A 19,513-nucleotide genomic window follows, 5' to 3' on the forward strand; every position below is an offset into this window, starting at 1 on the left:
CTGCCGCTGTTTGGCGCGCCGCTGTCGCCGTTGCTCACCGTGCTGTCGATGGTGCCGCCGCTGGCGATCCTGCCGATTCTGTTCATCGTGTTCGGGCTGGGGGAGTTGTCCAAAGTGATGCTGATCGTCATCGGCGTGACCCCGTGCCTGGCGCGCGACCTGGAGCAGCGCGCGCGCGAGATCCCCGTCGAACTGCTGGTGAAAGCCCAGACCCTCGGCGCCAACACCTGGACCCTGATGTTGCGCGTGGTGCTGCCGCAATTGCTGCCGCGCCTGCTGATCTCGCTGCGACTGATGCTCGGCTCGGCGTGGTTGTTCTTGATCGCCGCCGAGGCCATCGCCTCCACCGACGGGCTGGGCTACCGGATCTTCCTGGTACGCCGCTACCTGGCGATGGACGTGATCTTGCCTTACGTGGTGTGGATCACCCTGCTGGCCTGGCTGATGGACTGGGGCCTCAAGGCCCTGACTCGGCGCGCGTTCCCCTGGTATGAAGGAGCGCGCGCATGAGCTTTATCAGCGTCAACAATGTGTGGCAGCGCTATGGCGACCAAGTGGTGCTGGAAGGCCTCAACCTGCAGGTAGCCGAGGGCGAGTTTTGCACGCTGGTGGGCACCTCCGGTTGCGGCAAGTCGACCTTTTTGCGCCTGTTGCTGGGCCAGGAAACCGCGAGCAAGGGCCAGATCCTGCTGGACGGCCAAGCGCTTGCCGGCGAGCCGGATGCCAGCCGTGGCGTGGTGTTCCAGCGGTACTCGGTGTTCCCGCATTTGAGTGTGCTCGATAACGTCGCCCTGGGCCTCGAACTGCCGCGCTCGCCGCTGCTGGGGCGGCTGTTCGGCAAGGCCAAGACAGACGCCCGTGAACAGGCCGCCGCACTGCTGCACAAAGTCGGCCTTGGCCACGCCCTGGACAAGTACCCCGCGCAGCTCTCCGGCGGCATGCAACAACGCCTGGCCATCGCCCAGGCGCTGATCATGAAACCCCGCGTATTGCTGCTGGACGAACCCTTCGGCGCCCTCGACCCGGGCATTCGCAAAGACATGCACCAGTTGCTGCTGGAGCTGTGGCGCGAAACCCGGCTGACGGTGTTCATGGTCACCCATGACCTCAGCGAAGGCTTCAGCCTCGGCACTCGCCTGCTGGTGTTCGACAAGGTTCGCGTCGACCCCCACGCCCCCGGCGCCTATGGCGCCCGCATCACCTATGACATCCCTTTGAACAGCGAGCGTCGCAAGGCACTCGCCGCCGAACTTGGAGCGACTGCCAAATGACCGATTCGACTCAACTGTTCCCACCCTTCGCCGAAGAAATGCTACCCGGCGGCGGCCACCGTTCGTTCGTGCTCAAGCGCGGCCAACTGCTGCGCCTCACCGACATTCGCGGCGGCGCCAACGTCAGCCTGACCTTGCTCAACGCGAATGAAAAAACCGAGCGCCTGAACCTGCCCGACAGTCTCAAATGCCAACACACCGCCAAGCTCACCACCGGCCATTGCCTGTACTCGGACATGGGCCGCGTGCTGGCCGCGATCACCGCCGACACCTGCGGCTGGAGTGACAGCATCGGCGGCGTGTTGTGCGCCGCCGAAGTGGCCGAGAAGTATGGCCAGGGCCGTTATCAAGAACTGCGCAACGGTTTTTTCCGCAACGGTACCGACAACCTGCTGGTGGAGCTGGGCAAGTGGGGCCTGGGCCTGTCCGACCTGCTGATGACCCTCAACCTGTTCAGCCGCGTCAGCGTGGACGGCGACGGCGGTCTGCACTTTGTGCCGGGCAATTCCACAGCTGGTGACTACATCGAGCTCTACGCGCCGATGGACACCCTGGTGGTGCTCACCGCGCTGCAACACCCGATGGACCCGAATCCGGCCTACGCCCCGCAACCGCTCAAACTCAGCTGGATGAACGCCGACGCCAGCGTCGCCGAACACTGCCGCACCTCGCGCCCGGAAAACGAGCGTGGCTTTATCAACACCGACCGCCTGTTCGCCTGAGGAGCTGCCATGTCTATCGCACTGAAACAACCCGACGCCGCGGTGTACCGCGCGACCATTCCCGCCGGTGAGCCGTGGCTGATGGAGGTCAAGGCCGGGCAGACCTTGCGCATCCTCGACCTTGAGGGCAACCAGGCCGTCGACACGCTGTTCTACAGCCTCAAGAACCCCAAGGAACGCTACGACGTGCAACGCACCCTGCGTCGGCAAAACAGCGTGTACCTGGGCACCGGCAGCGTGCTGTATTCCAACCTCGGCCAACCGATGCTGACCATCGTCGACGACACCTGCGGGCGCCACGACACCCTCGGCGGCGCCTGCGCCCAAGAGAGCAACACCGTGCGCTACGCCTTGGAAAAACGCTACATGCACAGCTGCCGCGACAACTACCTGCGCGCCTGCGCCCACGACGGGCGGCTGGGCAAAAGCGACATCGGGCCGAACATCAATTTCTTCATGAATGTGCCGGTCACCGCCGACGGTGGGTTGACCTTTGAAGACGGCATTTCCGCCCCCGGCAAATACGTCGATCTGCGCGCGGAGATGGACGTGATCGTGCTGATCTCCAACTGCCCGCAATTGAACAACCCGTGCAACGCCTACAACCCCACCCCTGCGGAGCTGCTGGTATGGAACTGAAAATGAAGCGGTTGCGTAAATGGTTGTTCGCCCTGTGCCAATCCCGCGCCGGGCAGTGCTTCCAAAAGCGCTAGAGATCCAATGTGGGAGGGGGCTTGCCCCCGAAAGCGGTGTATCAGCCACTTAGACATTTGCTGAACCACCGCTATCGGGGCAAGCCCCCTTCCACACTAATCGCATGCACTCCGGACGACCGTAGTGCTACCCCCACTTTGCGGGACGGCCCGCAGGGTTTCGCCATGTTCGAAAAACTCTTGATCGCCAACCGTGGCGCCATCGCCTGCCGCATCCTGCGCACCTTGCGCGCGCTGCACGTCAAAGGCGTCGCCGTGTACGCCGAGGCTGATGCGGCGAGCCTGCATATCCAGCAGGCCGACGAGGCCTATAGCCTCGGCGAAGGCGCGGCGGCGGGGACGTATCTGGCGGTGGAAAAAATCCTCGCCACGGCCAAGGCCTGTGGCGCCAAAGCGATTCACCCTGGCTACGGATTTCTCTCGGAAAACGCCGCCTTTGCACAAGCCTGTGAAGACGCCGGTATCGCGTTTGTCGGCCCAACGCCGGAACAGCTGCGCGTCTTCGGCCTCAAGCACACCGCCCGCGCCTTGGCCAAGCAATACAACATCCCGTTGCTGGAAGGCACCGAACTGCTCGACAGCCTCGACGCCGCACTGCAGGCCGCCAACGGCGTGGGCTACCCAGTGATGCTCAAGAGCACTGCCGGCGGTGGCGGTATCGGTATGCGTGTGTGCCGCAGCGCGGCCGAGTTGAGCGAGTCCTTTGAGGCGGTCAAGCGCCTGGGGCAGAACAACTTCAGCGATGCCGGGGTGTTTATCGAGAAGTACATCCAGCACGCGCGCCACCTGGAAGTGCAGGTGTTCGGTGACGGTGCTGGTGAGGTCATCGCCCTCGGCGTGCGCGATTGCTCGGTGCAGCGGCGCAACCAGAAAGTCCTTGAGGAAACCCCGGCGCCGAACCTGCCCGAAGGCATGGCCGAGGCCTTGTGCTCGGCCGCCATCACCTTGGCCAAAGCGGTGAATTACCGCAGCGCCGGCACCGTCGAATTTATCTTTGACAGCAGTGACGACCGCTTCTATTTCCTTGAAGTGAACACGCGCTTGCAGGTGGAACACGGCGTCACCGAACAGGTGTGGGGCGTGGACCTGGTGCGCTGGATGGTGCAACTGGCGGCGGGGGAAATGCCACCGCTGCATACCCTGGAACTGCAACCCCAGGGCCATGCGATTCAGGCGCGCTTGTATGCGGAAGACCCTGGTCGGGATTTCCAGCCAAGCCCGGGGCTGCTGACCTGCGTGGACTTCCCAAAAGCCGATGGACTGCGGATCGACACCTGGGTAGAAGCCGGTTGCGAGATCCCACCGTATTTCGACCCGATGCTCGCCAAGCTCATCGCCTGGGCGCCGACCCGCGAACAGGCACGCCTGGATCTGCATCAAGCGTTGAGCGACAGCCAGCTCTACGGCGTGGAAACCAACCGCGATTACCTGCGCCAGATTCTGCTGGCCGCGCCCTTCGCCAGTGGCCGGCCGTGGACGCGCTGCCTGGAAGACCTGGTCTACGTCGCCGACACCGTCGAGGTGCTCAGCGCAGGCACGCAAACCAGCGTGCAGGACTACCCTGGCCGCCTCGGCTATTGGGCCGTTGGCGTACCGCCGTCGGGGCCGATGGACAGCCGCGCGCTGCGGTTGGGCAATCGCCTGCTGGGCAATGATGACGGCGCGGCTGCGCTGGAAATCACCATGAGCGGGCCGCTGCTGCGCTTCAATTGCGCGGCGGTGGTCGCGGTGACGGGCGCGCAGATTCCGTTGCTGCTGAATGACCAGGCGGTGCCGATGAACACCGCGTTGCTGATCCCGGCGGGCGCTACCTTGAGCCTGGGCAGCATCGCCGGGGCAGGCGCACGCAGCTACGTGTGCCTGCGCGGTGGGCTGCAAGTGCCGGACTACCTGGGCAGTAAAAGCACCTTCACGCTGGGCCAGTTCGGCGGGCATGGCGGGCGCGCGTTGCGCGCCGGTGATGTGCTGCACCTGGCGCCGCTGGTGGACGTCAATGCAGGGCAGCAGTTGGTCACCGAACCCCTCACGCACGTGCGCACACTCCGGGTGATTTACGGCCCACACGGCGCGCCGGAATACTTAAAACCCGAGTACATCGAGACCTTCTTCGCCACGCAGTGGGAGGTACATTTCAACTCCAGCCGCACCGGCGTTCGGTTGATCGGCCCCAAGCCGATGTGGGCGCGCACCGATGGCGGTGAAGCGGGGCTGCACCCGTCGAATATTCACGACAACCCCTATGCCATCGGCGCAGTGGATTTTACCGGGGACATGCCGGTGATTCTCGGGCCGGACGGGCCGAGCCTGGGCGGGTTTGTGTGCCCGGTAACGGTGATCGAGGCCGACCTGTGGCAGCTCGGCCAGCTCAAGGCCGGGGACAGAATCCGCTTCGAACCCGTCGACCTCAAAACGGCCCGCGACCTCGCCTTGAACTGGGATCAAGTGCCGCAACCGGGCTGGCGTGCCTGTGGGATTGAATCACCTGTGGTGTTGGACATCGGCCTGGCCGACACCCGCCTGGTCGCCCGCCTCGCCGGTGACACTCATCTGCTGCTGGAAATCGGCGCCGCCGAGCTGGACCTGGTGCTGCGCTTTCGCGGCCACGCACTGATGCAAGCCCTGGAAACCCGCGCCCTGCACGGGGTGATCGACCTGACCCCAGGCATCCGCTCGCTGCAGGTCCATTACCAACCCGAGCAACTGCCGCTGGCCGACCTGCTGGTGCTGATCGCCAGCGACTGGGCCGCCGTGTGCGCCCGGCAAAACCTGCAAGTGCCGTCGCGTATCGTGCACCTGCCGCTGTCCTGGGATGACCCGGCGTGCCAGCTGGCGATCGACAAATACATGACCACCGTGCGCAAGGACGCGCCCTGGTGCCCGAGCAACCTGGAGTTCATCCGGCGCATCAACGACCTGGCCAACCTCGACGCAGTGCGCCACACCGTGTTCGACGCCAGCTACCTGGTGATGGGCCTGGGCGACGTCTACCTCGGTGCCCCGGTGGCCACCCCGCTGGACCCGCGCCATCGCCTGGTGACCACCAAATACAACCCGGCCCGCACCTGGACCGCCGAAAACTCGGTGGGCATCGGCGGCGCCTACCTCTGCGTGTACGGCATGGAAGGCCCCGGCGGTTACCAGTTTGTGGGGCGCACCTTGCAGATGTGGAACCGCTACCGGGAAGTCGCGGCGTTTGATGGCAAGCCGTGGCTGCTGCGCTTTTTTGACCAGATCCGCTTCTACCCGGTGAGCAGCGATGAACTGTTGCGCATCCGCCGCGATTTCCCCCTCGGGCGCTTTGCGCTGAACATCGAAGAGAGCGTGCTAAACCTCGCGGATTACCAAGCCTTCCTGGCGCGCGAAGCCTCGACGATCGATGGGTTTCGTGAGCATCAGCAGCACGCTTTCAACGCCGAACGCGAGCGTTGGATCGCCAGTGGCCAGGCGCATTTCGACAGCGAAGAACTGGCGCCGCCGCTGGGCGACGACACGCCGTTACAGGCCAATGAGTACAGCATCGACAGCCATATCGCCGGCAATCTCTGGCAGGTCCAGGTGGCGTGCGGTGATCGGGTGGCGGCGGGCGACGTGCTGGTGATTCTGGAGTCGATGAAAATGGAGATCCCGGTGCTCGCGCCGTTTGCCGGTGTGGTGCGGGAAATCCCTGTCCAGCCGGGCAGCGGCATCGGCGCGGGGCAACGGGTCGTGGTGCTGGAACGGGACTGACTGGCGCTGTATCGTGCAGGGACTTCCAAGGCCCTGCACACAACCAGCCCATGACCACGCCGACCCTTTGCCCTGCCTGCGGCGCCCGTAACGATTGCAGCCTGGCCGACCCGCGTACTGCCGACCAGCCCTGCTGGTGCTACAGCGTCACCATCGACCCGGCGGTGCTCGAAGCCCTGCCCGACGCATTGCGCAACCAGGCGTGCCTGTGCCCGCGCTGCGCCCAGGTGGATGAGCAGCTTCGCAATGCGCGTTGACCGTTTCCTCAGCAACCTGCCGCGCTTCAATCGTCAGCAGGTGCGCTTGTTGCTGGTTGAGCGGCGGGTGACTGTCGATGGCGTGACGGTCAGCGATCCGCACCATGAGGTGCGCGAATTCAGCCGGGTTTGCGTGGACGATGAAGTGCTGCAGGCGGGCAAACCGGCGCGTTATTTCATGCTGCACAAACCCAAGGGTTGCGTGAGTGCCACGTCGGACCCGCAACACCCCACCGTGCTGGACTTGCTGGATGAGCCGGATACACCCGCGCTGCACATCGCCGGTCGCCTGGACTTCAACACCACGGGCCTGATGCTGCTGACCAACGATGGCCAGTGGTCGCGGCGTCTCACGCAACCGCAGACCAAGCTGCCCAAGGTCTATCTGGTTGAGACGGAACAGGCCATTGGCCCCGAGTATGCCGCGACGTTTGCGGCGGGCCTGTATTTCGCGTTCGAGGACCTCACCACTCAACCCGCCGAACTCGAGCTGCTGGGGCCGACGACGGCGCGGTTGAGCATCATCGAAGGGCGTTACCACCAGGTGAAGCGGATGTTCGGGCATTTTGATAACAAAGTGGTCAGCCTGCATCGCGAGCGGATGGGCCCGCTGGTGCTGGATGCAGCGCTTGCGCCGGGCGAGTACCGAGCGTTGACCGACGACGAAATCCGCCACGTCTGACGACCGTTCAGCCGGTGATGGCAAAAACCCATTTCTGCGACTTGCGACATCCCGCGTCTGCTGCTTGAATCAGGACGTCAGCCAGATTATGACTGACGAGTCGCCTATAACCTCCAAGACACACCTTGCCGCGCCCGCGCTTGATCTACGGGCCTCTCAGGCAAACAGCCCGCCATAACAACAGCCGTCGGCCAGCCGTCATCGGATCGACATGGGTGCTCATCTTCAAGGCGTATGCCTACCTGTCATAAAGCTTGTGCAGAGTGATCTGCGCGCCCTACCCGCTTGCCAGGAGTCTTACGACATGAGGCCAGAAATCGCTGTGTTGGATATACAGGGTCAGTACCGGGTTTACACGGAGTTCTATCGCGCGGACGCTGCTGAGAAGACCATCATCATGGTCAACGGCTCCATGGCCACCACGGCGTCCTTCGCCCAGACCGTGAAAAGCCTGTACCCGCAATTCAATGTGGTTTTGTACGATCAGCCCTACGCCGGTCGCTCCAAAATCCATAACCGCCATGAGCAAATGCTGACGAAGGAAGTCGAAGGCCAGATCCTCCTGGAACTCATCGACCACTTTGCCGCCGAACATGTGCTGTCGTTTTCCTGGGGCGGCGCCGCCACCCTGGTCGCCCTCGCCCACCGGCCACGGCGTGTGGAAAAGGCGGTGATCAGCTCGTTTTCCCCGGTGATCAACGCGCCCATGCGCGACTACCTTGAACGCGGTGTCGACTACCTCGGCAACCTCGATCGCCACAGCGTCGGCCATCTGGTCAACAGCACCATCGGCAAACACCTGCCGTCACTGTTCAAGCGCTTCAACTACAAGCATGTGAGCAACCTGGCCGAGCACGAATACGGGCAGATGCATTTTCACATCAGCGAAGTGCTGTACAGCGACCGGTTGTGCTACCTCAAGGCTGCGCGGCAGATCGACATACCCGTACTGTTCTTGAACGGCGAATGGGACGAATACACCAGCGCCCAGGATGCCAAGCAGTTCGGGCAATACGTGCCGAACAGCAGCTTCAGCACGGTGCAGGCGACCGGGCATTTCCTGGACATGGAACACAAGGCAGCGTGCCGGGACAGTCGCGAGGCAGTGGTGGGCTTTTTGAAACCGGAGCGGCAGGTCAGCCGATTGCGTTATCACCAGGGCCAGACACAGCATGCGTTTGCGATCTGAAATGCAGGCTTGCAGGTGGCCAGCACGCTCCCTCGCCACCTGCAAGCCACACATTTTTTTCGAAGAAAAACTTCAAATCCCAGCGCACATCTGGTACAAAGTCAGCCGCTCTGAGCGGGTGTCGTATAACGGCATTGCTCCAGCTTCGCAAGCTGATAACGATGGTTCTTAAACACAGCGTTTAGTGAGCAAAGAGAAATGTGTAATGCGGGTATAGTTTAGTGGCAAAACGAAAGCTTCCCAAGCTTTAGTTGAGGGTTCGATTCCCTCTACCCGCTCCACCCCCCTCCCAGAATCTCCAGCAAAACCGGGCTCTTTAGCCAACCCATTCTTGTCCCCCGCCCCCCCCTGTTCCTCCGCTGATCATCCCGGCGCCAGACTTCTCGCTCATTTCGCATGCGCTACGCCCTCGATACTCCCGGCACATCCATATTGATCTTGCGCCAGAAGGCTTCAGAGAAGCTGTAAACCGAGAAAGCAATCAGCCCCAAGGCCATCACCATCAACATCAGCCATCCAGCTGGCAGATTCTGGAGCGCGTCCAGGGCTTCCTTCATACCCGGAGGGTCCATGGCTTGGTAAGTGGAACCGCTGATTGCCAGTAGCAATGAGATTTCTATAAACACGACGCCACGGGCGACCAGACCGAATCGAGACACCGGGCGAACGTAGCGCATGACGTCTGCGTCGGCCTCGAAATATCGCTCGAACGACGCTTTCCATCCCTTGAAGATGTGGGCAATACCCACACCTAGCGGAACGAGCGCGATCAGGTACACCAACAGGTTCGAGTGTTTCCAGGACAAGAGATGCGCCAGCAAGTCCCGGGTCTGACCTGAGGAACTGCCGGAACTTTTGAGATCGGTGATAAGCAAACCCATCGCAAACAGTGCCAATGCGCCGTTGACCAAACCGCCCGCCAACAGACCTGCGCGGATCACCAAGCCTTTGAATTTTTTGTCGTGATGATCGACATCACGGGTCGCTTGCAGCACGCGCCAAGCCGCAAATGCCAGCAGACCCGCCACTACAAGCCCAACCAGAAAATAGCCGAATGGTTGGCTCAGCAGGGCTTCCAGGCTCTTGTGGCTGTCTTTGGGCTTTGTCGAATCCCGTGCTGCCAGCAGTGCAAAAATACCGATGATCAAATACAGCATTCCCCGAGCGGCGTAGCCTCCCCGAGCGAGTATTACCAGGCTATGTTGCGCGGACATTCGATGTATTCCCTATATCTGATACAAGAGCAGACCCCTCTTGCCGGATGGGGTTCTATCTATCAAGTCAGCGGCCACAGTGATTTGGGGCACGCAGATTCGACATTACAACGCGCGTCCCGCATGACCGGTTTTTTTAGGGATGCGATTTCACTCCCGCCCGCAAACCTGTACAAATCGTTATTTTTGTACAAGTATCAACCCTGAGTGTCGGCATCGCGCCGCGCACCATGCGGGGGTGAGCCCATGACACGTCTACTGATTTCACTGCTGCTGGTACTCGGCCTGTGCAGTTGCGGCAACGTCGGTGTGGATCACTACGCCGACCAGCAACCGCAATTTGACCTGGAGCGTTTTTTCAGCAAACCCGTCAAGGCCTGGGGCATCTTCCAGAAACGCTCGGGAGAGGTGGCCAAACGTTTTGAGGTGGATATCACCAGCCGGCACGAAGGCAAGGCGCTGATCCTTGACGAGCGCTTTCTGTACAGCGATGGCACCCGCCAGCAGCGGGTGTGGACCCTAACCCCGGATGGCCCAGGACGCTGGCGCGGGCGGGCCGGGGATGTGGTTGGCGCGGCTATCGGCGAAGTCGCGGGTAATGCGCTGCGTTGGCGCTACCGCCTCAACTTGCCAGTGGATGGCTCCGTTTACGAAGTCAGCTTTGACGACTGGATGTACCTGATGGACGAGGACACCCTGATCAACCGCTCGAGCATGACCAAGTTCGGCGTCGAGTGGGGCCAGGTCACGTTGTTCTTTCGTCGCCAATGAACGACCCGGTACGAGGGCACATCATGAATATGCAAAAGCTGACAGAACTGGCTATCAAAGGCGAAATACGTGAGTTGCAATTGCTCTCGCTGGAGGGCGGGTTCTACCTGGCCCGCATCAACCTGGGCGATGCGCAGATAACCCTGATGGACGATGATGCAAAGCCGATGCGCATCAGGTCTACCACGCATCTGCGCGACCTGCTGCAAAAGGTCCCACCGTTCCCGTGTGTGCTGGTGCAGCACTGTGTGCATGATGAAATGTGCGGTGTGCGAGAGGGGCCAATTGGGGCGTTACGGATTCCGTTTTCGCTGGCGGCGTCTATGTGAGCTTCAGGCACTGCTCTGCACCACCCACGCCAACGGCAATGTCAGCAATAACATCCCCGCCAGCAGCATCACGGCCACCGGCACGCCCACCAGCATCGGTACGCCGCCCCAGCGTTTGGCGACGCGGCTGGCCATCAACTGAAATACCGCCATCATCCCGGAATAAGCGCCGCGTAAAAGGCCGATCTGAGCGTAGGACAACGCGAACTGAGCCTGCCAGACAGGCAGCAGAACATAGATGACATCGGTAAGCACATCGTGCACCGCATGGGCGCCGCAGCCGGCGAAAAGGGCGCGACGGCGTGTAGGTATTTCAGACGCGGGCACAGCGACGGTGTCGTTCATGGCGTAGGAACCCGCTCAGGTTTAGGGGGCTTCCAGCCGGTCAGGGCGATCAGCAGGGTCAACAGTTGAAAACCGATAATCAGCGTCACGCAACCCGGCCAACCCCATCGCTCCCAGATCAGCGCCGGGACGATGGCCCCGCAACTGCCCCCCAGGTAGTAGCAGGTGAGATAAACCCCAACGGCACCCGCCTTGTTATCGCCGGCGGTTGAGGCCGTAAAGGCATTGGCGGCGGCCTGGGCGAGAAACACGCCAGTAGAGCTGAGCGCCAGGCCCGCCACGATGCACCAAAGGCTGGGCGCCAGGGTCAGGGCCGCGCCACTTACGCCGAGCACCGCGGCGACAGTCAGCAATTCGACATGGGGCCGCGCCCTGCTGAGGCGACCCGCGATGGGGATCACGATCAACGCCAGCAAGAACACCGTGTACAGCGTCCCCAAAGCCGCTGGCCCTAGACTGAAAGGCGGTAGGCCGAGATACAACCCTGCGTAGGTAAACGCCGCAACCTGGGAAAACAATACGCAGAAACCTACGGCATAGGCCGCCAACAAAGGTGCGCGAAAAACACCAGACGAAGGCCCTTTGACCTGCGCTGTGCGCGGTCGATTGGCCGGCAATAGAAACTGGATAAACCCGCCGACCATCAAGCTCAACACCGCCAGTAACTCAAAGGCCTCGCGCCAGCCCACGTATTCGGTCATTACCCCAGTCACAAAGCGCCCGGCAAAACCACCCAACACGGTGCCCGCGACATACAGGCTGGTCACCTCGGTAACCGAGCCGTCGCGCCAGCGCTCGCCGATGTAAGCCACGCTCGTGGCGAACACCACCGGAATCAACATGCCCTCTGCAAACCGCCACACCAGCACCTCGGCGAAGCTATCGGCATAGGCCGCCATCAGCGCCGGGAACGCCAGCAGCAACGCCGCACTGGTGATCACCGTGCGCTGATCGAAACGCCCGGTCAGGCGGCTCACAAAGGGCGCGGTGATCGCCACAGCCAGGGTCGTCACGGTGATGCTCCAGCCTGCTTCCCTGGCACTGATATGAAATTGCGCGGCGAAGGTCTGCAGGATGCTCTGGGTTGCATACAGATTAAGAAACGCCGCACACCCACACAGGAACAGGGCAAGGCGGGCACAGTGCAGACGCGGTCTCATGCAACCTCTCGTTGGTTTGTTGCGTTTTATTTTGTTACGCCTTTATAGAATGAGCGGCATGATCGTGACCAATACCGATTTCCGACCGATCAATACCCAAGGATCAGAATGCTCGACCTACGCAAGCTGCGTTACTTTCTGACAGTCGCTGAAGAACTGCACTTCGGCCGCGCGGCACTACGCCTGCATCTGGCACAGCCACCTCTGACCCGGCAGATTTCAGCGCTGGAAGCCGAATTGGGTTTCAAGCTGTTTGATCGCACCAGCCGCACCGTCTCCCTCACCGCCCAGGGGCGCGCGTTTCTGCCGTATGCCCGTGGCGTATTGGAACAGGTGGAGCTGGCCCAAGTGATCGCCGGCAAATTGGCTGCGGGCACAGCCGGGCAACTGGCGTTGGGTTACGTCAGCTCGATCGCCCTGTCGGACCTGTTCAGCCAGGCCATCCAGGCCTTCGCCCAGCGTTTTCCCGATGTACAGCTGACCCTGGTGGAATGCGCCTCCGGCAGCCTCGGCGCGCAGGTGGCGAATGGGCGACTGGATATCGGCCTGAGCCGGCTGCTGCCGCACAACAGCGAGGTGCAGGCATCGTCGTTGGGTGAGGAGCGCCTGGTGGCCGCGGTGTCCAGTGACAGCCCGCTGGCGCGCCAGGCGGACGTCAGCCTGGCACAGCTCAGCGCGTACCCGTTGATCCTGTTTCCAGCCGACTATGGCTCGGGCCTGAACCAGTCCATCGAGCAGCTTTACCGCCACCACGGCGTACCTCTGCGGGCCGGGCCGACCGGGCGGCAGATCACCTCGATCATTGCGTTGGTGGCCGCCGGGCAAGGCGCGGCGCTGGTGCCGGCGTGCACCCAAAGCTTGATGAACAAGGGCGTCACGTACAAACCGCTGGTGGAAGTGGATGCGTGTGCGCAGTTGCTGGTGCTGACCCCCGCCCACCGACACAGTAGGTTGGTTGACGCGTTCCTCGCCGTGATTGCAGAGATCCTGCACACGCGCTGACGCATTCGAAAAACCCCGCAACACCTCTTCCAGGCACCGTTCCTGCGCGGTCATACACTCCAGATACCGCCTGCCCAAATACCGGTCGTCGACCGTTGGTAGGTAGAGTGTTGATAATTTATTTTCAGTGGTTATAGTCACCACCAACACACACCACAAGGAGGTGCTGTGGATAGCCGATATTTGATAGGACATATCGTTGCCGATGGTTGGTATCTGGTGCGCGTCAGGGGCAGTCATCATCACTTCAAGCACCCGACAAAACCCGGGCTGGTAACGATTCCTCATCCAAAGAAGGACCTGCTGGACAAGACCGCCAAGAGCATTCTCAAACAAGCTCTGCTGAGTTAAGCCGTCCCTGGAGGACAACAGACATGCTGTATCCCATCGCAATTTCAACCGGTGACCAAGACCATGCCTGGGGCGTGGAAGTGCCGGATATTCCCGGTTGCTTCTCGGCAGGCGACGACCTGGATGACGCCATGGCCATGGCCCGTGAAGCTATTGAAGGACACTTCGAGATTCTCGCGGAAGACGGTGCACCGATCCCCAGCGCCCAGAAGGTGACCGTGCATGCAGCCAACCCACAGTACGCCGGCTGCACCTGGGCGGTGGTGGACATTGACGTCACCAAGTACCTGGGCAAGGCACAAAAGCTCAACATCACCTTGCCGGGCTATTTGCTCAACCGCATCGATGAATATGTGCTGCACCACCCCGAGGAAAAAAGCCGTTCGGGGTTCCTCGCGTCAGCGGCACTCAAAGTGCTGCAGCAAGAACACTGATCGACCTGAATTCAACCGCAAGAAACGAAGTTTTCAGTGGCGCGGGCTGCGCTAGATTGAACCACTGCCCACCCAGGAGCCCGATGATGGCCTACGAATACACCCTCATGCCCTCCCCCGTCGGCGTCCTTACCCTGGTGGGGCGCGACGGTAAGCTCAGTGCCATTCTGTGGGAGTGCGAGCGCGCCAACCGCGTGCGCCTGGGCGCCTTGCACGAAGCCAATGACAGCCCCGTGCTGCTGGAAACCAAGCGCCAGTTGACGGAATATTTCGCCGGCACTCGCGATCGATTCGACCTGGAACTGGACTTCGCCGGCACCGAATTTCAGAAGCAAGTCTGGCAGGCGCTGCTGACCATCCCCTTCGGCGAAACCCGCAGCTACAGCCAGATCGCCCAGCAGATCGGCAATCCGAAAGCCGTGCGTGCCGTGGGCGCGGCCAATGGGCGTAACCCCATTTCGATCATTGCGCCGTGCCATCGCGTCATTGGCGCGTCAGGCGGGCTGACTGGGTTTGCCGGAGGGCTTGAGGCTAAGCAGTATCTACTTGCGCTGGAAGGCACCGGGCAGGCTGAACTGGCGTTCTAGGGCCCTCGCGACAAAAACGTACAACTTTGTCCAGGCAGACAATTGTAAAAAGAAATTTCAGAGCGGCGTTGCGGTCAATCATTTCATCACCCATCCATCAAGGAAAACGGTCATGAAATTCTCTGCAGTCTCCCAATCCCTGTCCCGCTGGGCAGGCAGTGCCCGGACGTTCTACGCGGCCGTTGCGTTGATTTTCCTGTGGAGCCTGAGCGGGCCTTACTTCCACTACAACGACACCTGGCAGCTGATTATCAACACCTCGACCACCATCATCACTTTCCTGATGGTGTTCCTGATCCAGAACACGCAAAACCGCGACAACGACATCCTGCACATCAAGATCGATGAACTGCTGCGCGTGTCCAAGGATGCGCAGAATGCTGTGCTGAGCCTGGACGGCCTGGACCGCAAGGAGTTGGAAAAACTGCGCAATGAATACCGCAGTATCGGCGCCACCGGCAGTGTCAGCCTCAACAGCAGCTGCGGTGAAGCGGTCGACGACGCAAAGCCGAACAAAACCGACTTGAACCACGCCTGAAAAAACGGCGGTTGGATGAACTCCAACCGCCGTTTTCCGTATCAGGCACCAGGCTTAACCTTCGCCTTGATGACCTTTACCGTAGGTCGAGGCCAGCGCGCGGGCTTTCTGCAGACGCTCTTCCAACTTGGGCAGCGTCTCATCCACCAGCGCTTTTATTTCCGGCACATCCGACGCGGCGCCTTCCTTTCTGAACAGGGCGATGGCGTCTTCGTTTTCCTTGACCTGCTGCGCGGTGTAGGCGGCGTCGAAAGAGTCGCCGTCCTTGAGTTCGGGCATCAGCGTTTCGGCCTTGTCGACGATTTTCTCGCGCGGGGCCACGGGCAGGTCAAGCTTCTTGGCGATGGCCGCCAGGTGCTGGTTGGCCAGCGTGCGCTCGTTGATCACCTCGATGGTGTAGTCCTTGATTTCCTGGGACGAGGTTTTGGCGTGGGCCATGCGGCTGGTTTCGATATCGGCCATGCCTTTGGCCGACGCCTGCTCGATGAATTCAGCGGGCGACTGGGCGAAAGCATTGCTGGCGCCGAGGCCCAGCAGCATCGCGAAACTGGCGGTGCGTAACCGGATAGCCATGCGGCTCATGATGGGTTCCTCCAGGGCAAAAATAGGTGCGGGGGAATACACCCCGCCCTGAATTCGAATTTCATGTGCAGCAAAGGTTTAGAAAAAACTCGCCAGTGCGACGAACGGTCGTGGCCGTCTCAGGCGGGTTTAGTGCCGAAAAGACCCGGCAGGGCGTGCGCCAGAGCATTGATGGCGAAGCCGATGAACATCACTCCGCAGAGCTTGGTGATCAGGACTTCATGGCGCTGATACACCGTGCGCACTCGCTGTGCCCCCACCACGCCGATCAGGATGGCATAGGCCAGCAGCCCACCGATGAAGCTGAGGAAGATCAACGAAGGCAGCATCGCCCAGGTCAGCAACTCGGCACGGCTGGACAGCAACGCGGTGAAGGTCGCCACGGCCACCGGGTAAGCCTTGGGGTTGGTCAGGCCGAATAGGATGCCGTGCCAGAACGGATGCCGCGCGGCGCCCTGGGGCGTGTCGCTGCTGCGGCGCTGGGTGCGGATGGCGCGCCAGCCGAGCCAGAACAGATACAGGCCACTGAGCACGCCCAGCACATCAAATGCGCTGCTGCCGACTTCCCGCGCGCCCACAATCGCAATCAACGCCGTGCTGCACCACAGCACATCGCCGAGCAAATGCCCGCACAAAAAACCCGCCCCGGCGCGACGGCCGCGGGCGGCGCCGATGCCAAATACGGCCAGCACCCCAGGACCTGGCGTAATGCCGTAGATAAAACCGGAAGCGAGTACGGCAAGCAGCAAGGATGGGGTCATGGGCGCAACTCCGACAGGCGGTTAGGTGGATGGATTCTGCACGTTCTGCCGGCGAGTGCAATCGTGGCTAATTCAAAACGCCCTGCACCTGCGCAATCAACCACTGCAACCCCGAATCCCCACCGCGCCGCGCGTGCCATGCCAGCTCAAAGGCAAACGAGGGGATATGAAACGGCGGCGGCACCGTCAGTAAGTGTTGCTGATCAATGTTCAGTAACCCGCGCGAGGACACCGTCAGGATCAGATCGGTGCCCTGGATCAACTGCGGCGCCACGCCCCAGTGCGGCAGGCTGATCGCCACGTGCCGACGCTCACGGATCGCCGTCAGCGCGCGTTCGATTTCCGGGGTGCCGCTGCCGCGCATTTCCAGCAGCACATGGGGCCGCGACAAGTAAGTGGGCAGGTCCAGAGTGCCCTCTTCCGGCAGGCTGTTGCGGTCCACCACGCAGGTGTAATGCTCCTCGAACAAAGGCGTGGTGCGCAGTTCGGCGGGCATGTCGGGGAACACCCCGGCAGCGAGGTCGATATCGCCATTGAGCACGCCGTCGACCATGCCTTCGCGGCTGGCCTGGATAATCTGCAGGTCGATGGCTGGCGCTGCATGGCGTAGGACGCGTACCAATCCCGGCAGGAAAATCGCCGCACTGTAGTCCGACATCGCCACGCGAAATCGGCGTTTGGCCGATGCCGGGTCAAATCGATTCGGCGCCAGCAGCGCCTGCACCTGGGCCAGGGCTTCCGCCAGCGGAGTCGCCAACTCCAGGGCGCGGGCGGTCGGCACCAATGCGCCGCCTTGCCGCACCAGCAAGGGGTCGCCCAGCAGGTCGCGCAAGCGTGCCAGCGCATGGCTGACAGCTGGCTGACTCAGGTGCAAACGCTCGGCGGCGCGGGTGACGTGTTGCTCGCTGAGCAAAGCGTCAAGAATCACCAGCAGGTTGAGATCGATGCGGCGCAGATCATTCATCAGCTGCATGCTCGGCATAAGAATTCGGAATTTAAATCTGCGCGACGAATAACTTAGAGTCCAGCAAAACCTCTGGGAGATTGAAGATGACAACCTTGCATTGGGTGGGATTGCTGGTATTGGCCGTGATCGCCGGCGCGGTGGTGCCGTTTCAGAGTGCGATCAATGCCAACCTCGGGCGCGGGCTTGGCCATCCTTTATGGGCCACACTGGCGTCACTGTTGGTGAGCATCATTGTGTTGCTGCCGGTGATTCTGGCACTGCGCTTGCCGCTGCCGAGCCTGACGTTTATCGCCAAGGCGCCGCTGTGGATGTGGGCCGGTGGCGCGTTTGGCGTGTGCTTTATCTCGTTGGCGTTGGTGCTGCTGCCAAAGCTCGGCGCGTCGGGGTTTATCGCGCTGGCCATGGCCGGGCAAATTCTCGCCTCGCTGCTGCTCGATCACTTCGGCCTGTTCGGCCTGGTAGAGCGCCAACTGACAACGCCCCGGGTGCTGGGGGCGTTGTTGTTGATCGGCGGGGTGGCGTTGATTCAGTTCAGCGCCGCGCCAACGCCGGCAATGGCCAGCGCGAGCTGATCAGCCTTTGTCGAGCGTGCGCAGCTTTTGCGGCAGGCCCCACAGCAGCAATGCCGCCGCCAGCAGCGCGCACACGCCGATCACATAGAGTGCCGGGGTGGTGCTGCCGGTCAGGTCCTTGATCCGCCCGACCATCACTGGGCTGACGATCCCGCCGAACTGCCCGAGGGTATTGATCACCGCAATCCCGCCCGCGGCACCGGCACCCGCACCGGCCAGCAGCTTGGGCGGCAGCGTCCAGAAGGTCGGGATCGAAGCAATGATGCCGGCGCCCAACATGCCCAGGGCGATGATCAGAAAGGTGGTGTGGTCGGCGAAAATCCCGGCACAGAAGAAGCCCACCGCGCCCAGCACCACCAGGCCGCAGACAAACCTGCGACGCTCACCGGTGGCATCCGACAGCCGCCCGATCACCACCATGCTGATCGCGCCGCACACATACGGGATGGCGGTGAGCAAGCCGATCAGCACCGGGCTCTGGGTGCCGGCGCTGCGGATCAATTGCGGTGCCCAGAAGTTCAGGCCGTAGGACGCCACCTGGATCAGGAAGTAGATGAAACCAAGCATCAGGAAGCCTGGAATGCGGATGGCCGACAGCAACGAACCGCCGTGCTGGTTCGGCTCATGCTTGGCGATACGGCTCGACAACAAGGCCTTCTCCGCCGACGTCAGCCAGTGCGCGTCTTCGATACGGTCCTTGAGCAAGGTCAGCACCAGGAAACCCAGGCCAATACAGGGCAAACCGCCGAGCAGGAACAACCAGTGCCAACCGCGCATCTGCAACACGCCGTCGAGGTGCTCCAGCACCAAGCCGGAGAACGGTGCGCCAACCAGACCGGCGAACGCGGACGCCAGGAACAGCATCGAAGTAATACGCCCGCGGAAATGCTGCGGAAACCACAGTGTCAGGTAATACAGCACGCCGGGCGCAAAGCCCGCCTCCATCGCGCCGATGATGAAACGCAGGCCATAGAACTGCCATTCCGCCGTGACAAACACCATGGCCGCCGTGGCCAGGCCCCACGACATCATGATCCGCGCGATCCAGCGCCGGGCGCCGACCTTGTACAGCATCATGTTGCTCGGCACTTCAAAGATCACGTAGCCCACCACAAACAACCCGGCGCCCAGGCCGTAGGCGGTGTCGCTCAGGCTCAGGTCGGCTTGCAGTTGGAATTTGGCAAAGCTGATGTTGATGCGGTCAAAAAATGCGAACAAGTAACACACCATGATTAGCGGCATCAGGCGCCAGGCGACCTTACTGACCAGGGCTTTTTCGGCATCGATTTCAGCGGCCGGGCGCGCGCCGGCCTCCAACGTATTAGTGCTCATGGGTTTCT

General features: G+C 61.7%; 22 protein-coding genes, 1 tRNA gene and 1 pseudogene. 17 read left to right on the forward strand and 7 right to left on the reverse strand.

What is annotated here, in order from left to right:
- From WBR57_RS18715 to WBR57_RS18755, 9 genes are all read left to right on the forward strand, one after another.
- Positions 1-510 (forward strand): ABC transporter permease (locus tag WBR57_RS18715; RefSeq protein WP_424085448.1); only part of this gene is annotated, 510 nt, incomplete at its 5' end.
- On the forward strand, positions 507-1,271 hold the full coding sequence (locus WBR57_RS18720) for an ABC transporter ATP-binding protein (RefSeq protein ID WP_424085450.1): 765 nt from the start codon (positions 507-509) through the stop codon (positions 1,269-1,271). The genes WBR57_RS18715 and WBR57_RS18720, both read left to right, overlap by 4 nt.
- Entirely contained in the window at positions 1,268-1,993 is a 726-nt protein-coding gene (locus tag WBR57_RS18725; RefSeq protein WP_424085452.1) for an urea amidolyase associated protein UAAP1, read from the forward strand. Before WBR57_RS18720 ends, WBR57_RS18725 begins: the two co-directional genes overlap by 4 nt.
- Before the next feature lie 9 nt (positions 1,994-2,002).
- Entirely contained in the window at positions 2,003-2,632 is a 630-nt protein-coding gene (locus tag WBR57_RS18730; protein ID WP_424085454.1) for an urea amidolyase associated protein UAAP2, read from the forward strand.
- A gap of 239 nt (positions 2,633-2,871) precedes the next feature.
- Positions 2,872-6,432, forward strand: coding sequence for an urea carboxylase (gene uca / locus WBR57_RS18735; protein ID WP_424085456.1), 3,561 nt, complete (start codon positions 2,872-2,874; stop codon positions 6,430-6,432).
- A gap of 50 nt (positions 6,433-6,482) precedes the next feature.
- Complete coding sequence (locus WBR57_RS18740) at positions 6,483-6,689, forward strand: cysteine-rich CWC family protein (protein WP_424085458.1); 207 nt, start codon at positions 6,483-6,485, stop codon at positions 6,687-6,689.
- Positions 6,679-7,371: a pseudouridine synthase gene (locus WBR57_RS18745; RefSeq protein WP_424085459.1), complete on the forward strand. Its 693-nt coding sequence runs from the start codon at positions 6,679-6,681 to the stop codon at positions 7,369-7,371. The genes WBR57_RS18740 and WBR57_RS18745 overlap by 11 nt, the downstream gene beginning before the upstream one ends.
- A 304-nt stretch (positions 7,372-7,675) precedes the next feature.
- Positions 7,676-8,560, forward strand: a complete 885-nt coding sequence (locus WBR57_RS18750) for an alpha/beta fold hydrolase (RefSeq protein WP_424085461.1) — start codon at positions 7,676-7,678, stop codon at positions 8,558-8,560.
- Between the two features lie 207 nt (positions 8,561-8,767).
- Positions 8,768-8,841, forward strand: a tRNA-Gly gene (locus tag WBR57_RS18755).
- Between the two features lie 120 nt (positions 8,842-8,961).
- Here the strand turns inward: WBR57_RS18755 and WBR57_RS18760 are convergent.
- Positions 8,962-9,774 (reverse strand): DUF1206 domain-containing protein, encoded by an 813-nt coding sequence (locus WBR57_RS18760; protein ID WP_424085463.1) that lies wholly within the window; start codon positions 9,772-9,774, stop codon positions 8,962-8,964.
- Positions 9,775-10,020: 246 nt separating this feature from the next.
- On the opposite strand from WBR57_RS18760, the gene WBR57_RS18765 reads away from it, so the two are divergent.
- A complete protein-coding gene (locus WBR57_RS18765) occupies positions 10,021-10,545 on the forward strand; it encodes a DUF3833 domain-containing protein (RefSeq protein ID WP_424085465.1) in 525 nt (174 codons plus the stop codon).
- Between the two features lie 23 nt (positions 10,546-10,568).
- On the forward strand, positions 10,569-10,874 hold the full coding sequence (locus tag WBR57_RS18770) for a DUF6482 family protein (protein WP_424085467.1): 306 nt from the start codon (positions 10,569-10,571) through the stop codon (positions 10,872-10,874).
- A gap of 30 nt (positions 10,875-10,904) precedes the next feature.
- On the opposite strand, the pseudogene WBR57_RS18775 reads toward WBR57_RS18770, so the two are convergent.
- Positions 10,905-11,219 (reverse strand): annotated as a pseudogene (locus WBR57_RS18775) (MFS transporter); the annotation flags it as partial.
- Entirely contained in the window at positions 11,216-12,379 is a 1,164-nt protein-coding gene (locus tag WBR57_RS18780; RefSeq protein WP_424085469.1) for an MFS transporter, read from the reverse strand. The gene WBR57_RS18780 and the pseudogene WBR57_RS18775, both read right to left, overlap by 4 nt.
- A gap of 108 nt (positions 12,380-12,487) precedes the next feature.
- Between WBR57_RS18780 and WBR57_RS18785 the strand changes: the two genes are divergently transcribed.
- The 5 genes from WBR57_RS18785 (at position 12,488) to WBR57_RS18805 (ending at position 15,291) form a co-directional block, all read left to right on the forward strand.
- The gene (locus tag WBR57_RS18785) at positions 12,488-13,381 is read left to right on the forward strand and encodes a LysR family transcriptional regulator (RefSeq protein WP_424085471.1); all 894 of its coding nucleotides are present in this window, start codon (positions 12,488-12,490) and stop codon (positions 13,379-13,381) included.
- A 168-nt stretch (positions 13,382-13,549) separates the two neighbouring features.
- Positions 13,550-13,732, forward strand: a complete 183-nt coding sequence (locus WBR57_RS18790) for a type II toxin-antitoxin system HicA family toxin (protein WP_159962176.1) — start codon at positions 13,550-13,552, stop codon at positions 13,730-13,732.
- A gap of 23 nt (positions 13,733-13,755) precedes the next feature.
- Positions 13,756-14,166 carry a type II toxin-antitoxin system HicB family antitoxin gene (locus tag WBR57_RS18795; protein WP_065899433.1) on the forward strand — a complete coding sequence of 137 codons (411 nt, stop codon included), beginning with the start codon at positions 13,756-13,758 and terminating at the stop codon, positions 14,164-14,166.
- A gap of 86 nt (positions 14,167-14,252) precedes the next feature.
- On the forward strand, positions 14,253-14,753 hold the full coding sequence (locus tag WBR57_RS18800; RefSeq protein WP_424085474.1) for a methylated-DNA--[protein]-cysteine S-methyltransferase: 501 nt from the start codon (positions 14,253-14,255) through the stop codon (positions 14,751-14,753).
- A 112-nt stretch (positions 14,754-14,865) separates the two neighbouring features.
- Positions 14,866-15,291 (forward strand): low affinity iron permease family protein, encoded by a 426-nt coding sequence (locus tag WBR57_RS18805; protein ID WP_424085476.1) that lies wholly within the window; start codon positions 14,866-14,868, stop codon positions 15,289-15,291.
- A gap of 54 nt (positions 15,292-15,345) precedes the next feature.
- Here WBR57_RS18805 and WBR57_RS18810 read toward each other — a convergent pair whose 3' ends face one another.
- The 3 genes from WBR57_RS18810 to WBR57_RS18820 all read right to left on the reverse strand — a co-directional run bounded on the left by WBR57_RS18810 (position 15,346) and on the right by WBR57_RS18820 (position 17,607).
- Entirely contained in the window at positions 15,346-15,873 is a 528-nt protein-coding gene (locus tag WBR57_RS18810; RefSeq protein WP_424085478.1) for a DUF4142 domain-containing protein, read from the reverse strand.
- A 119-nt stretch (positions 15,874-15,992) separates the two neighbouring features.
- A complete protein-coding gene (locus tag WBR57_RS18815) occupies positions 15,993-16,634 on the reverse strand; it encodes a LysE family translocator (protein ID WP_424085480.1) in 642 nt (213 codons plus the stop codon).
- A 67-nt stretch (positions 16,635-16,701) separates the two neighbouring features.
- A complete protein-coding gene (locus WBR57_RS18820) occupies positions 16,702-17,607 on the reverse strand; it encodes a LysR family transcriptional regulator (RefSeq protein WP_424085504.1) in 906 nt (301 codons plus the stop codon).
- A 77-nt stretch (positions 17,608-17,684) separates the two neighbouring features.
- Between WBR57_RS18820 and WBR57_RS18825 the strand changes: the two genes are divergently transcribed.
- Complete coding sequence (locus tag WBR57_RS18825; protein WP_424085482.1) at positions 17,685-18,173, forward strand: DMT family transporter; 489 nt, start codon at positions 17,685-17,687, stop codon at positions 18,171-18,173.
- Here the strand turns inward: WBR57_RS18825 and WBR57_RS18830 are convergent, their stop codons facing one another.
- Entirely contained in the window at positions 18,174-19,505 is a 1,332-nt protein-coding gene (locus WBR57_RS18830; RefSeq protein ID WP_424085484.1) for an MFS transporter, read from the reverse strand. It lies immediately after the preceding gene.
- Positions 19,506-19,513: the final 8 nt, after the last annotated feature.

This window comes from Pseudomonas sp. (assembly GCF_049590575.1).
GTDB lineage: Bacteria > Pseudomonadota > Gammaproteobacteria > Pseudomonadales > Pseudomonadaceae > Aquipseudomonas.

Coding starts and splice junctions, on each gene's coding strand:
- WBR57_RS18720 (WP_424085450.1), top strand. CDS start 507: ATGAGCTTTATCAGCGTCAACAATGTGTGGCAGCGCTATGGCGACCAA.
- WBR57_RS18725 (WP_424085452.1), top strand. CDS start 1,268: ATGACCGATTCGACTCAACTGTTCCCACCCTTCGCCGAAGAAATGCTA.
- WBR57_RS18730 (WP_424085454.1), top strand. CDS start 2,003: ATGTCTATCGCACTGAAACAACCCGACGCCGCGGTGTACCGCGCGACC.
- uca (WP_424085456.1), top strand. CDS start 2,872: ATGTTCGAAAAACTCTTGATCGCCAACCGTGGCGCCATCGCCTGCCGC.
- WBR57_RS18740 (WP_424085458.1), top strand. CDS start 6,483: ATGACCACGCCGACCCTTTGCCCTGCCTGCGGCGCCCGTAACGATTGC.
- WBR57_RS18745 (WP_424085459.1), top strand. CDS start 6,679: ATGCGCGTTGACCGTTTCCTCAGCAACCTGCCGCGCTTCAATCGTCAG.
- WBR57_RS18750 (WP_424085461.1), top strand. CDS start 7,676: ATGAGGCCAGAAATCGCTGTGTTGGATATACAGGGTCAGTACCGGGTT.
- WBR57_RS18760 (WP_424085463.1), bottom strand. CDS start 9,774: ATGTCCGCGCAACATAGCCTGGTAATACTCGCTCGGGGAGGCTACGCC.
- WBR57_RS18765 (WP_424085465.1), top strand. CDS start 10,021: ATGACACGTCTACTGATTTCACTGCTGCTGGTACTCGGCCTGTGCAGT.
- WBR57_RS18770 (WP_424085467.1), top strand. CDS start 10,569: ATGAATATGCAAAAGCTGACAGAACTGGCTATCAAAGGCGAAATACGT.
- WBR57_RS18780 (WP_424085469.1), bottom strand. CDS start 12,379: ATGAGACCGCGTCTGCACTGTGCCCGCCTTGCCCTGTTCCTGTGTGGG.
- WBR57_RS18785 (WP_424085471.1), top strand. CDS start 12,488: ATGCTCGACCTACGCAAGCTGCGTTACTTTCTGACAGTCGCTGAAGAA.
- WBR57_RS18795 (WP_065899433.1), top strand. CDS start 13,756: ATGCTGTATCCCATCGCAATTTCAACCGGTGACCAAGACCATGCCTGG.
- WBR57_RS18800 (WP_424085474.1), top strand. CDS start 14,253: ATGGCCTACGAATACACCCTCATGCCCTCCCCCGTCGGCGTCCTTACC.
- WBR57_RS18805 (WP_424085476.1), top strand. CDS start 14,866: ATGAAATTCTCTGCAGTCTCCCAATCCCTGTCCCGCTGGGCAGGCAGT.
- WBR57_RS18810 (WP_424085478.1), bottom strand. CDS start 15,873: ATGAGCCGCATGGCTATCCGGTTACGCACCGCCAGTTTCGCGATGCTG.
- WBR57_RS18815 (WP_424085480.1), bottom strand. CDS start 16,634: ATGACCCCATCCTTGCTGCTTGCCGTACTCGCTTCCGGTTTTATCTAC.
- WBR57_RS18820 (WP_424085504.1), bottom strand. CDS start 17,607: ATGCAGCTGATGAATGATCTGCGCCGCATCGATCTCAACCTGCTGGTG.
- WBR57_RS18825 (WP_424085482.1), top strand. CDS start 17,685: ATGACAACCTTGCATTGGGTGGGATTGCTGGTATTGGCCGTGATCGCC.
- WBR57_RS18830 (WP_424085484.1), bottom strand. CDS start 19,505: ATGAGCACTAATACGTTGGAGGCCGGCGCGCGCCCGGCCGCTGAAATC.